Source organism: Pseudomonadota bacterium (assembly GCA_039196715.1).
Lineage (GTDB): Bacteria > Pseudomonadota > Gammaproteobacteria > CALCKW01 > CALCKW01 > CALCKW01.
In genome coordinates this window covers 38,734-51,313 of the sequence record JBCCUP010000008.1, presented here as the reverse complement: position 1 = coordinate 51,313, position 12,580 = coordinate 38,734, and the positions used below count along the sequence as shown (strand labels likewise).

13 protein-coding genes are annotated in these 12,580 nt (G+C 68.4%); 8 read left to right on the top strand and 5 right to left on the bottom strand.

Features of this window, described 5'->3' with window-relative positions; translation table 11 throughout:
• Positions 1-136 precede the first annotated feature (136 nt).
• The 3 genes from AAGA11_05180 (at position 137) to AAGA11_05170 (ending at position 2,668) form a co-directional block, all read left to right on the top strand.
• Entirely contained in the window at positions 137-1,045 is a 909-nt protein-coding gene (locus AAGA11_05180) for a glycosyltransferase family A protein (GenBank protein MEM9602233.1), read from the top strand.
• Positions 1,042-1,836, top strand: a complete 795-nt coding sequence (locus AAGA11_05175; protein MEM9602232.1) for a hypothetical protein — start codon at positions 1,042-1,044, stop codon at positions 1,834-1,836. Before AAGA11_05180 ends, AAGA11_05175 begins: the two co-directional genes overlap by 4 nt.
• A 109-nt stretch (positions 1,837-1,945) precedes the next feature.
• A complete protein-coding gene (locus AAGA11_05170; GenBank protein MEM9602231.1) occupies positions 1,946-2,668 on the top strand; it encodes a class I SAM-dependent methyltransferase in 723 nt (240 codons plus the stop codon).
• Positions 2,669-2,718: 50 nt separating this feature from the next.
• Here the strand turns inward: AAGA11_05170 and AAGA11_05165 are convergent, their stop codons facing one another.
• The 3 genes from AAGA11_05165 to AAGA11_05155 form a co-directional block, all read right to left on the bottom strand.
• Positions 2,719-3,603, bottom strand: a complete 885-nt coding sequence (locus AAGA11_05165; GenBank protein ID MEM9602230.1) for a CopD family protein — start codon at positions 3,601-3,603, stop codon at positions 2,719-2,721.
• 122 nt (positions 3,604-3,725) lie between these two features.
• Complete coding sequence (locus tag AAGA11_05160) at positions 3,726-4,412, bottom strand: precorrin-6A/cobalt-precorrin-6A reductase (protein ID MEM9602229.1); 687 nt, start codon at positions 4,410-4,412, stop codon at positions 3,726-3,728.
• Positions 4,409-5,512: a cobalt-precorrin-5B (C(1))-methyltransferase gene (locus tag AAGA11_05155; GenBank protein ID MEM9602228.1), complete on the bottom strand. Its 1,104-nt coding sequence runs from the start codon at positions 5,510-5,512 to the stop codon at positions 4,409-4,411. Before AAGA11_05155 ends, AAGA11_05160 begins: the two co-directional genes overlap by 4 nt.
• On the opposite strand from AAGA11_05155, the gene AAGA11_05150 reads away from it, so the two are divergent.
• The gene (locus AAGA11_05150) at positions 5,513-6,406 is read left to right on the top strand and encodes a phosphotransferase (GenBank protein ID MEM9602227.1); all 894 of its coding nucleotides are present in this window, start codon (positions 5,513-5,515) and stop codon (positions 6,404-6,406) included.
• Here AAGA11_05150 and AAGA11_05145 read toward each other — a convergent pair.
• Together AAGA11_05145 and AAGA11_05140 are read right to left on the bottom strand one after the other, a co-directional pair.
• Entirely contained in the window at positions 6,340-6,888 is a 549-nt protein-coding gene (locus AAGA11_05145) for a pyridoxamine 5'-phosphate oxidase family protein (GenBank protein ID MEM9602226.1), read from the bottom strand. The two genes, AAGA11_05150 and AAGA11_05145, sit on opposite strands and share 67 nt — an antisense overlap.
• Positions 6,889-6,972: 84 nt before the next feature.
• Positions 6,973-8,283 (bottom strand): cobyrinate a,c-diamide synthase, encoded by a 1,311-nt coding sequence (locus AAGA11_05140; protein ID MEM9602225.1) that lies wholly within the window; start codon positions 8,281-8,283, stop codon positions 6,973-6,975.
• A gap of 108 nt (positions 8,284-8,391) precedes the next feature.
• Between AAGA11_05140 and cbiB the strand changes: the two genes are divergently transcribed.
• From cbiB to AAGA11_05120, 4 genes are read left to right on the top strand one after another with little or no spacing between them, the layout of a single operon-like run.
• Complete coding sequence (gene cbiB / locus AAGA11_05135; GenBank protein MEM9602224.1) at positions 8,392-9,309, top strand: adenosylcobinamide-phosphate synthase CbiB; 918 nt, start codon at positions 8,392-8,394, stop codon at positions 9,307-9,309.
• Positions 9,306-10,373, top strand: coding sequence for an aminotransferase class I/II-fold pyridoxal phosphate-dependent enzyme (locus AAGA11_05130; protein ID MEM9602223.1), 1,068 nt, complete (start codon positions 9,306-9,308; stop codon positions 10,371-10,373). Before cbiB ends, AAGA11_05130 begins: the two co-directional genes overlap by 4 nt.
• Positions 10,374-10,403: 30 nt before the next feature.
• A complete protein-coding gene (locus tag AAGA11_05125; protein ID MEM9602222.1) occupies positions 10,404-12,290 on the top strand; it encodes an SLC13 family permease in 1,887 nt (628 codons plus the stop codon).
• Entirely contained in the window at positions 12,283-12,465 is a 183-nt protein-coding gene (locus AAGA11_05120) for a hypothetical protein (GenBank protein MEM9602221.1), read from the top strand. Before AAGA11_05125 ends, AAGA11_05120 begins: the two co-directional genes overlap by 8 nt.
• Positions 12,466-12,580: the final 115 nt, after the last annotated feature.

Sequence of the window (12,580 nt, the reverse complement as noted above, 5' to 3'; positions counted from 1 at the left end):
CGCATACCGCGGCAACCGACGGGGCGGTGGTGTGCGGCGGCCGGTTGGTGTACGCGGTGCGATACACTCACCGTGTGCAGCCGGCCATGGCCTGCTCGAACCCCTGCCAATGTCATGAGCGGACATCCCTGATCGCATGAGCCGACCCAAGCGCGGTATCGTCAACGGAGTGAAATGGTGGTGGCGAACGCGCATCGCCGCCTGGTGGACTGTCTGGATGCCGGCTCGGCTGAACGAGGCCCAGCACGCCAGCGAGGGCATCGCGTTTCAGCGACGTGGCGCGCCGCTGCCCGACGGCGATTCTGACGACGACGGGGTCACCGCCATCCTCACGGTGTACAAGCGCGGACACTACCTTCAGGCGCAGGTGGACGCGCTGCGCGCCCAGTCCTGCCCGCCGCGTGAGATCTGGGTCTGGTGCAACGACAACGATGATCTGGCCAGAGACGCCTCGCACATCGCCGACCGCGTGCTGCTCAGCAACAGCAACTGGAAGTTCTGGGGTCGGTTCAGCCTGGCCACGATGGTGCGCACGCGCTGGGTCTGCCTGCTGGACGACGACATCCTGCCCGAACCCGAGTGGTTGGCAAACTGCCTTGCCACCTGGCGTGGTGGGTTCCCTGGCATCCTCGGCGGTTCCGGTGTGATCCTGCCGCGCGAAGCGCGCTATTCCTCGAAACACAAGGTCGGCTGGAACGGACACCACTACGACGAGCCCACCGAAGTCGACCTGGTCGGTCACGCGTGGTTCTTCCACCGCGACCACCTGCAGTACCTGTGGCGCGAGGCACCGGTGAGCTGGGAGAACGGCGAGGACATCCATTTCAGCGCGATGGCGCTGAAGCACGGTGGTGTGCACACCTACGTGCCGCCGCACCCTGAGAGTGATCCGACGCGCTGGTCGTGCCGGCCCGAGTTCGGCAAGATCGCGGGCCGCACCCGCACGGCGACGCACAACACGGAAGGCCACGGCAGCACGCGTGACGAGGTGGTTCGGTCGTTGCGCGAGGGTGGCTGGCAGGTGCTGGCCGAGCGCGACACGTGAGCCTTCGCGCGCTGCGTCGGTACCTCGCGCGCCGCGCGCTGCCGGCGTACGACGGTGACAAGCGGTTCGACACCGCACTGCACACCTTCAACGCGCGCCTGCGTGCGCGCAGTCACTTCGCCCTGACGCGCTTTGGTGACGGTGAAATGCACATCATCAACGGCACCGCGATCGACCTGTCTGCCAAGTTGCACGGCGAGCACCGGTACCAGCCGGGCGAGACCGACGGCGAACGGCAACGCGAGCGGCTGCGCGCCTCGATGCGTTACCAACACCCCGACTACTTCGTCGGCATCGCCTGCCCCTGTTGTGTCGGGCTGGCGCAGTTTCGCACCTTGCAGGCCGAGTCAGGCCAGGCGGAATCGCAATTGACCTGGGCCAACGTGTTCGTCAACGCCAATTACGCGGTCTTCCGCTCGGACACATTGAGCGCGATCGCCGACTGGCCAACGCCGCCGTTGCTGATCGGCCACCAGGCGGCCGACCCGGCGGGGCTGCCGTTTCCCGTGGCTGCGCACATCAAGACCGGCGGTAACGCCTGGATCCAGGACTGCGACAGGGTGCTGGCCGAAGTCGATGCGGCCTTCAGCGCCCAGGGCGACGAGGACCGGCTGCTGCTGGTCTGCGCGGGCGTGCTGTCGAATATCGTGATCGCCGAGTTGCACGCGGCCCACCCGGAGAACACCTACCTCGACCTCGGGTCGACGCTGGATGTCGACATGGGCCTCGGTGCCACGCGAAAGTATCTGCAACGTGGCAAGTCGCTGAGCAAGGTCTGCGTGTGGGCCTGAAACCGTCACACCGCTGTCACCCGACGGCGGTGTGTCGGACACCGGCGCAATGGGCCTTGGCCCCGTTCCCGCGCCGCACCACCGGATCACCCAGGAGGGACCGAGACGCATGGACCTAGACGCCTACAAGAACGACGGTTGGGGTCTGTCCCGCCGCGCGTTGGCATCGCTGCTCGACATCGTCGACACCACACTGGCCGCACAGCACACGGTGCGCATCGTCGAGTTCGGGTCCGGGTCCTCGACGCGCTTCTTCGTCGACCTCGTGCTGCAACGCGGATTGCAGGAGCGTGTGCAGATCGTCTCCTTCGACAACGACCGGCGCTACATGCCGCAGTTCGATGCAGCGCGAACCGACGCCTTTCTCGCGCTGCACGAACGCCCGCTCGCCGAGTGCGACGACAACGCCTTCGAGCGCATGTTTTCGCAGCGTCGCTACGACCCCGCGGCGATGCGCGACAAGACCAGCCCGCTCGACACGCAGCAGCGGAACAACTTCTACGCGCTGCGCGACGGCGACCTCGACGGCCGGTTCGATCTCGTGGTGCTCGACGGGCCACACGGCAACGGGCGCAGCCTCGCGTTCCTGCACGCCTTGCCCCACATCGGCGTTGGCACGCATGTCCTGATCGATGACCACACGCACTACGATTTTGCCGATCGCCTGCTGCAGCTCACCGAGGCGACCGAGGTGGTGTCCAACCGCGTGGGCAAGCCCGGCCGTTGGGACAAGCTGCGTGGCACCGTGTCGAGCGCGCACCGCGAATCGATCAGCCCGTGGCACACCGGCGGTGAATTCGTGATCTACCGCGTCGACGCGCTGGTGTCCTGACCGGCGCGGACCGTCTGGTGCCCACGCGGCCCGGCGAGGCCGGGCTGCGCTCAGCCGGGCAAAGGGCGTGGGTGGACGTTGTCGGTTGTCACGGCGACGGCCAGCAGGATGGCGGCGAACAGCAGCGCCTCGAGTGCGATGGTAACGCGCAGCCAGGCCCCGGCACCGAGGCTGTCATGCAAGCGCGGCACGATCACGAATCGGTTGAATGCTCCGACGGCGACCAGCGCCAGAAACAACAGGACCTTGACCAGCATCAGTTGCGCGTAGGCGTGGGTGGGCACGCTGGTGGGTTGGCCGAGTAACAGCCAGCCGAGGTAGCCCGCCGCGAGCGCGATGCTGGGCAGCAGCACGAAACCCCCGCGACCGAGGTCCTCGGCGAGGTCGGCCGCGTAGCCGCGGTTGCGCGGCTGGCGAGTCAACCGCGACAAGGGCATCAGCACGCCCATCCACATGGCGGCGAAGCCGATGTGAAGCGTCAGCAGCGCATAGAGCAGCGCGCGCGGTTCATCCAGGGTGTGCCCGACCAGACCGACACTCGCGATCACCGCCAGCGCGCCCGGGACCGCGAGGTAGGGCAGTGTGCGGGCACCGATTGTCGCGAAGAACAGCCAGGCCAGGCCGGCGAGCGCCACCGCGTAGAACTGACCCAGCGGGGTGTCGAGGGCGCTCTGGATGATCAGCGGATCGACTGCGCTGCCGGCGTCGCCGTACAGCAGGCGGGCCGTGTTCACCCAGTCGACCAGCAGCGCCACGACCGCGACCACACTGGCCGACAACGCGGTGCGGGGGCTGCCCGACGCGCGCATCGCATCGGCGTCCATCCACAGGGTGTTGACCAGAACCGTCCCGGCGGCGAGCAGCGCAACCCCCACGCTCAGCGCCCGGATAGCCGCAGCGACCAGCGCGGCGGGGTTGTCAGTCAGAATGTCCATCGACGGCCTCGTCGGTCACGCGGAAAGGGAACGGCCCCGAGACAGGATTGCCACCCGGGAGCACAGCGCGGCACCCGCTGGCTTCGGTTCACCGTGCGGTGTCTCCCAAGGTGGTCCCGGCGTCACCGGGCCACTGACGGAGTGGCCTGCAACAACCACACCTCGATGCCGAGCGCGCGTGCTGCTGTGAGTTTGGCACGTCCTTCGCGCAACCCACTGTTCTTGCACACCAGCAGGTCGATGCCGAGGCGTTGGAGCAACGCGTGTTCATCGGCCTCGTCGAAGGGGCCCCGCGCGCGAATCACGTCGACCGGTGACGCGGCGGCGGCGGTGTCGGGCGCCTCGATACTGCGCAACCAGAACCGGTGCCCTGCCACCGCAATCACCGGGGTCGAGGCGCGGGCCCCGAGCGTGAGCAGCACGCGGCTGGGCGCGCGAGCGGCAAGTGCCGCGACCAGCGCACGCGGGTCACCAAACTGTCGCCAGCGGTCACCGTGATCGGGCCGCCACGGCCGCCAGCGCAGGCGGGCACAGGGGATGCCGTGCCGGGCAGCTGCTGCCTGCGCGTTGGCCGAGATTCCAGTTGCGTGGGGGTGGCTGCCGTCGACGATCTGGCGTACGCCCGCGGACTTTAGAAAGCGACACAAGCCCTCGACGCCACCAAACGGGCCCTGGCGGATCTCGCAGCCCGCGGGCAACCGCGGGTTGCGGGTCACGCCCGCCAGGGCGTAGATCACCGTCTGGGAGCGGGCCAGGCGCGAGGCGAGCGTCCGCGCGCGGGCCGTGCCCCCGATCACCAGCACGGTCACGTGTGGGCGCTCGCCAGCAACCGGCCGTCGCGCGAGCACACCAGCACGTCGACACGGGTGTCGTCCGGCAGCTGCGCCACACCGGTGCGCAGTGCGCCCTCGGCAATCCGCGACGCGATCGGCACACCGGCCTCGACGCAGAGGTTGAGCACGTCGAGCGCGCTGTTGGCCTGGCGGCAACGCGTCACCAGGGCTGTGTCACTCGACAGCTGCTCGACTTGCCGACTAAGCCAACTGAAATCGACCTGCGACCGTTTGGAGTGCAGGTCGGTGTGCCCGTGGGCGAGCTTGCAGAACTTGCCGAAACCGCCGCCCAGCGTGAGGCGGGCCACAGGGTGTTGGCGCAGGTACTTCAGCAGCGGGCCGACAAAATCGCCCATGTCGAGCATGTCGGTCTCGTCCAGACCGTAGCGCTCGCGCACCACACGCTCGGACGTGGCGCCGGTGCAGGCCCCGACGTGCAAGCGCCCGCGCGCCCGCGCGACGTCGACGCCGCGGTGGATCGAGTGGATCCAGGCGGCGCAGGAGTAGGGCCGCACGATACCGGTGGTGCCGAGGATCGACAGGCCGCCGACAATGCCGAGCCGACCGTTCCAGGTCTGGGCCGCGAGCCGCTCGCCGTCCGCGACAGAGACCGTGACGTCCCAGCCGGTGGTCACGCCGTGCGCCGCGCTGAGGCCCGTCAACGTGTCGGTCATCATCTGCCGCGGCACCGGGTTGATCGCGGGCTCGCCGACAGCGATCGGCAGGCCGGGCAGGGTCACTGTGCCGACCCCTGTGCCGGCAAAAAAACGGACGCTGCCGAGGGTATTTCGGCTCAGGCGGACGCTGATCAAGGCCCCGTGTGTCACATCGGGGTCATCTCCGGCATCCTTTTCGACCGTAGCAGTGGCAGAATACGCACTGAGCTCGCCACGGACGACCGCGAACTCGGGTTGTTCGCCGCGCGGCAACGTGATGCGGACTGTCTCCGGGAGCGCGCCGCGAAGCAGCCCCAGGCACGCCGCGTGGCAGGCCGCCGTGGCGCACGCGCCGGTGGTCCACCCCCGTCGGAGCGGTTGCGCCGGCTGCGAGCCCGTTTGCTCGGAACTGTGAGTCATATGGCCGAACCTGATTTCACCGCCGTCGCCCTGCTGGAGCACCTGAAGCTCGCGCCCGCGGGCGCGTCCTGGCAGCTGGTGAGCGTGGCGGGCGCGCACAGCAACCGCGTCTGGCGCGCGTCTGCGCCTGGCGCGCGAGATTGTATCGTCAAACACCACCAGGCCGATGCGGTGCGCAACCCGCTGTTCGGCAACGACGCCGCGGTTGAGCGTGCCGCCGCCGAGGCAACGCCGACGTCACTCGCGCCGCGCTTGCTTGGCGCCTGGGGTGATTGGTCGGTTTGGCCTTGCGTGGCGGGTGGCCGTTTCCACGCGCCCGAGCGGGCGGCACAGCAGCTTCGCGCGGTGCACGACCTGTCGCCGTGGACCGGGCTGTCCGTCGTGGCCGGCACGCCGCGGGCGTGGGTCGAGCAGGGTCTGGATATGCTCGATCGGGTCGCCACCGACAACGAGGCGGTCGCTGCGCTGCGGGCCAGCGCGCCCGAGGTGGGTGCCCGGCCTCACGCATGCACGGTGATCCACCGCGACCCGCATCCGGGCAATTGGGTGGGTGGCGACGCGGCGGTGTTGGTTGATTGGCAGTGTGTCGCGCTTGGCAACCCGCACGAAGACCTCGCCTGCTACCTCGCGCGCGGCATGCGCCTGGCCTACGGATTCCCGCCCGCGCCGCTTTGGGAGGCCGCGCGCTTTCTCGCTGCCGCCGGGGTCACGTTGGACGCCACCTGGATCGACACCCAGGCCGCCTACGATTTTCGCTTCGCGTGCTACTGCGCCTGGCGCGAGCAAACGGTGCCCGGCACCGGTCAGTATGCAGCGGCGCTCGCCGACTACGTGTCGCGCGCGGTGCCGGTCTCGAACCCGTCGATCGACAGGCCGTTGCGCTCGCGCCAGTAGGTGCGCACGCCGTCCTTGCCGCGCTTGTCGGCCCAGGTGTCGAGGATGTCGCGCTGCCCTTCGTAGGCGTACGCCGGCACGGCGAAGCCGCAACTGGTCTGCACCAGATCGACCGCCATGTCGTAGACCTGGCGGGCGCCGGTTGCCGGGTCGAAGTGGCCATAGAGGGTCTCCCAGTCCGCGTCCCATTCGTGCACCGTGCGCGCCGTGCCGTACAACCGCAGGATCATCGGCGCGCCCTCGAAGGCGCAGAACATGACCGTCATTCGCGGATTCTGTTTGAGGTGTGCGGCGGTCTCGTTGCCGCTGCCGGTCAGGTTGAGCCACAGGATGCGGTTGGCGTCGAGCACGCGAAACGCGTCCTTGCCCTTCGGTGACAGGTTGACGCGGCCGGCCTCTGCCGCGGTGGCGACGAAGAACATCTGCTGCGCTTCGATGAATTCCCGGTGCTTGGCGTCGATCGCCGGAAACTGCTTGGCCATGGTGGACTCCTGAAGCGTGCCGTCAGCGCCGCAGACTACCACACCCGTGACAGCCGGATCAGACCTTGCCTGGTGTCAGGGTTTTCATGTTTGGAGCTGCGCAAACGCGTCAATGGCGTGCAGGTAGCTGCCGGACACGCTGCCGGACGCGAACCAGGTGTTGTCGTGTCGCTGACCGCGGGCGTCGACGATCTCGGCCGTGGCTGCGGCTTGCCGACTCGCTACGCGCTGGCTGTAGTGGAATTCGTGGGCACCCAAGGGGGCTGAGCCGAGCGGCGTCGGTGCCGCGAGTTGGACACGGCGGTAGCCGAGCTGCAATCGGCGGTCGGCGAAACTTGTGTCGATGTCGAGCAACCCGGCCATCCGGTGCGGTCGGGACTCGGCGTCGATGAGGGTGTGGCCGAGCGCCATGAACCCCCCGCACTCGCCGTAGATCGGCGTGCCACGCTTGGCGAATTGGTACAGAGCCTGGTGGAAACGCCGGGCCTTGGCAAGTGTCCCGGCGTGCAGTTCAGGGTAGCCGCCGGGCAGAAAAACGCCAGTTGCCGAGGGGTCGGGAGCCTCGTCAGCAAGCGGTGAAAACGGCATCACGGTCACGCCGCGGTCCTGCCACCGGCGCAGCCAGTGGGGGTAGCAGAACGCGAATGCGTGGTCGCGCGCGACGGCCACAGCGTCGCCGAGTGCCGGCACCCAGGGGCAGTGATCGGCGTCCACTGTCAGGTGTCCGCGGGCGGCGGCAGCGACGGTCGTCTCGAGGCTGAGGTGCGCGCTCAGGGTGTCGGCGGCCGCATCGAGCAATCGGTCGAGCCCGGGTAACTCGTCTGCTTGCAGCAGGCCCAGGTGGCGTTTCGGCAGCGCGAGTGTCTGAAGACGGGGCAGGGCGCCAAGCACGGGCACACGCAACGGCGCCAGGGCCTCGCGCAGTCGCTCGGTGTGGGCGTCGGACCCGACCCGGTTGAGCACCACGCCGGCCACGGTCAGCGAGCGGTCGAAGTCGACAAATCCGCTGACCAGGGCGGCAATCGAATCTGCCATGCCCTTGCAATCGACCACCAGCACGACCGGCCAGCCGGTGCGGCGCGCGAGCTCGGCGGTGCTGCCGCGGCCGTCAGGCGCGCCGTCGAACAGGCCCATTACCCCCTCGGCGAGCAGCAGGTCCTGACCCTGGTGGTAGGCGATGATCTCGGCCAGACTCGCATCGGACTGGGTCCAGGGGTCGAGGTTGTAACAGGACTGGCCGGACGCGTGGGCATGAAAGCGGGGGTCGATGTAGTCCGGTCCGCATTTGAAGGCACCCACCCGGGCACGACGGCGCAGCGCGCGCAGCAGCGCGAGCGTCACGGTGGTCTTGCCGGCGTCCGAGTGCGGCGCGGCGACGATGAGTCCGGGTGGCATTGCGGTATTGTATCGGCTGGACGCAGGCGGGGCAGAAACCGACGCAACGCACACCCGCCCGTGAAAGGTCGATCGGTATACTGCGTGTTTTGGGATGGTTCACGCGACGTGGTCACCGTCTTCGCCGTTGCTCTTTTCGCCGTGGTGGCCGATCGCCTGTTCGGAGAGCCACCTCTGCGCTGGCACCCGCTGGTCTGGCTCGGCAACCTGGCGACGCGGGTGGAGGAGCGCTTGTGCGACGGCGCCGAATCGGCGACGTCCCAGCGGCGGGCCGGGGTCGTGGCGGTGTTGGCCGTGCTGCTGGTGGCGATCTGTCCGGTGTTGCTGCTCGATCTCGTGCTGCCCGACCTCCTGCTCGGGGTGCTGGTGCTGGCGCTCGCCCTCGGCGGCAGGAGTCTGGTTGAGCACGCGACAGCCGTGTCACAGCCGCTTGAAGAGGGCGACCTCAACGCGGCCCGCGGTGCGCTGTCGCACATCGTGTCGCGCGACACGCGCGAGCTCGATGCCACGGCCGTGAGCCGGGCCACCGTTGAATCAGTGCTCGAGAACGGGGCCGACGCGGTGTTTGCCGCGCTGTTCTGGGCGGCGGTGTTCGGCCCGATCGGTGCCGTGGTCTACCGGGCCAGCAACACCCTGGACGCCATGTGGGGGTACCGCAATGCCCGTTACGCACACTTCGGCTGGGCGGCGGCCCGGTTAGACGATGTGCTCAACTGGGTGCCCGCGCGGCTGACGGCGATGACCTACACGGTCCTCGGCTCGAGCCGATCGGCCTGGCGTGCGTGGCGTTCACACCGCTGGTACAGCGGCAACGCCGGTGCGGTCATGGCGAGCGGGGCCGGTGCACTTGGTCTCGCCCTCGGTGGAGACGCCGAATACGGCGGTGAGCTCAAAAGCCGGCCGCGCCTCGGTGACGGGCGCGATCCGACCGCGCGCGACATCGGCCGGGCTTGCGACCTGGTCACGCGCGGTGTCGGCTTCTGGCTCGTCTGCCTCGCCTGTGCCGCACTCGGGTCACTGACGTGAGTGAGCGGCACGGCGCGCTGAACACGACCGAGCTCGAGGCGCTCGGTGTCGATGCGGAACGCGTGCTGGACATGAGCAGCAACTGCCTCCCCGGTCGCGCCCATGCGCGCGTGCGTCGCGCCGCCGAGCGTGCGGCCATCGAGACCTACCCCTCGCCTGACGCGGCGCCCTTGCGTGCGCGGCTGGCCGCCTGCCACGGTGTGCCAGCGGCGCAGGTGGTCGCCGGCGCGGGTGCGGCACAGCTCATCTTTGCTGCCGTGCAGGCCGTCACCCGCGAAGGCGATACCGTCCTTGCCGTGCAGCCGAGTTTTGGCGAGTACCTCGACGCCGCGCAGGCCCTGCGCCGCCGCCCACTCGAAGTGTCGGTCCCGCTCGGCGCGGAGCCGGATCTGACCGAGGTTTTTGCCAACGTCGAGCGGGAGCGCCCGGCGCTGGTGTTCGTGTGCCAGCCGAACAACCCCACAGGCCGGCTCTGGCCGCGCGCGCAGCTGGCGCGGCTCGCGGCGGTCTGCGCCGAAACGGGCGGTCGCCTGGTCGTCGACCACGCGTACGCAACCTTCGCCGACCCCACATCGCGCTTTGACGAGGTCCCTGCCGCGATCAACCTCTACTCGCTCACCAAGGACTACGCGCTCGCAGGCTTGCGACTCGGTTACGCCGTCGCGCAGCTTGACGATGCCCAGGCGGTGCACCGTGTGCTGCCGCCCTGGTCGGTGTCGGCCCCGGCCATGGCTGCCGGCATCGCCGCGCTCGATCCCGAGGTGGTGGTGGCGACGGACGCTGCCATCCGTGCGGTGCGGCAGAGCGCCGAACAGCTCTGGACGGCGTTGCGGGCACGCCGTGCCGAGGTGGTGCCGAGCGACTGCCACTTCGCCCTGGTGCGTTGCCCTGGGGCGAGCGCCTACCGGCTTCGCATGCTGCAGCAGTGCCGCGTCCAGGTGCGCAGTGCTGCCTCGTTCGGCCTGCCAGGCCACATCCGGGTCTGCAGCAAGGGGGCCGGCGCCGATGCCCTGTTTTTACAAGCCTGGGATGCGCTCGGCGCAAATGCGTCTGCTGACCTATAATTGACCAGTTGACCCGAGGAGCTGTCGAGCTTGGAACCCGTCACGCTGACCGTCCAGATGATCGCTGTCCTGAGCCTGCTGGGCTTGACGGTGGTGCTGTTCGCGTTCGAGCTGTTGCGCGTGGACCTCGCGGCGCTGCTGATCATGGTGGTGCTCGGGGCGCTCAGCTACATGCCGATGCTCGAGGGGCTGGTCGATGTGCGCGAGCTCTTTGCCGGGTTCTCGTCCAACGCGGTAATGTCGATCATCGCAGTCATGATCATCGGCGCCGGACTCGACAAGACCGGTGTCATGTCGCGGGTCGCCGCGCTCATCCTGCGGCATGGCGGCGGTACGGAGCAACGCATCGTGCCGATCGTGTCCGGCACGGTCGGCGTCATCTCGAGCTTCATGCAGAACGTCGGGGCCGCCGCCTTGTTCCTGCCGGTCGTCTCGCGGATCTCGGCGCGTACGCGCATCCCGCTCGGCCGGCTGCTGATGCCGATGGGTTTTTGCGCGATCCTCGGCGGTACGCTGACCATGGTCGGCTCCTCACCGCTGATCCTGCTGAACGACCTCATCGCGGGTGCCAACGCGGCGTTGCCAGCGGACGCCCAGATGAGCGAGTTCAGCCTGTTTTCGGTGACCCCGATCGGCTTGGCACTGCTGACCAGCGGCATCCTGTATTTCGTGGTGTTCGGTCGCTGGGTGTTGCCGAAGACGGCAGACAAGACCGACGGTGCCGCCGGTCAGTCGATGAAGCAGTACCTCAAACGCCTGTACGGTCTGCAAGCCGACATCTTCGAGCTCGACGTGCCCGCCGGCTGCTCGCTGCAGAACCGCCTGATCGGCGATGTGATGCTCGAAAACCGGCTGTACATCATCGGCACCTACCACAAAGGCAGACGGTGGGTCGGCCCGCCGGTCGACGTCGAGATCACCGCGCCGTGCCGGCTTGCGGTGCTCGGCCAGCGCCAGGTGGTCGAGCGCATGGCCGAGCGCTGCGAGCTGACCATCCTGCCGCGCCTCGAGATCTTCGCCGAGGAATTCGTGCCGACGCGTGCCGGTGTCGCCGAGATCGTCGTGCCGCCGGACTCGCAGGCGATCGCCAAGACCGCACGCGATCTCAAGCTGCGCCGGTCACGGGGCCTCAGCCTGCTCGCGGTGCACCGCGGCGAAAACACCTACAGCCACGTCGAGACGGAAGACCATGAGGCGACTGACATCAGCGTGATGCCGCTGCAGTCGGGCGACACACTGGTGGTACACACCCAGTGGGAGCGGCTCACCCAGCTCAAGGCCGACAACAACTACGTGATTGTCACCAGTGATTTTCCGCAGGAGGAGTTGCGCCCGAAAAAGGTTGGTTGGGCATTGCTGTTTTTCCTGATCGCGCTCGGCCTGATTCTGTTCAGCGACGTGCGCCTGTCGCTCGCGCTGCTGATCGGCGCCACCGGCATGATCGTGTCGCGCGTGCTGACCGTCGACGAAGCCTACGCGGCGGTCAGCTGGAATACCGTGTTTCTGCTCGCGAGTCTGATCCCGCTCGGGCAGGCGGTGCAGGAGACCGGCACCGCGACCTGGATTGCGCAGCAGGTGCTGAGCGCGCTCGACGGCTGGCCGATGTGGTCGCTGCAGGCCGGCGTGGCGGTGCTGGCAACGGCGTTCACGTTGGTCATGTCGAACGTCGGCGCGACGGTGTTGCTGGTGCCGCTCGCCGTCTCCATCGCGATCACCGCGGGCGGTGACCCGGCCCTCTTTGCCCTGACAGTCGCGATCTCCACCTCCAACTCCTTCATCATCCCGACCCACCAGGTCAACGCCCTCTTGATGGGCCCGGGTGGCTACCGCGTGATCGACTTCGTGCGGTGCGGCGGGATCATGACCGTGCTGTTCCTGGTGGTGTCCCTGACGGTGATGAATCTCTTTTATGCTTGAGACCGGTCGCGCCGGGGTTCGCGGCGGGCTCGGTGACCAGCCCGACAGTTGGCAGCTGCGCGGCGACAGCGCCACGCAGCAACGCGCGCTGGCGTGCGCCACCGGCCAGTTCAAGCGCGGAAACGAGCGCCGGACCGCAGCGCCAGACAACCGCGCGCGGAAACCGCCGTCGTGACACACCGGTTCAACGTTTGGGCAGCGGTCGTGGTGGTCTCCGGGTTCACGCTGGCGCTGGTGGCGTTCGAGTGGGTTCGGATCATGGCAGTGAACGACGGCCACTTCGTCTACCT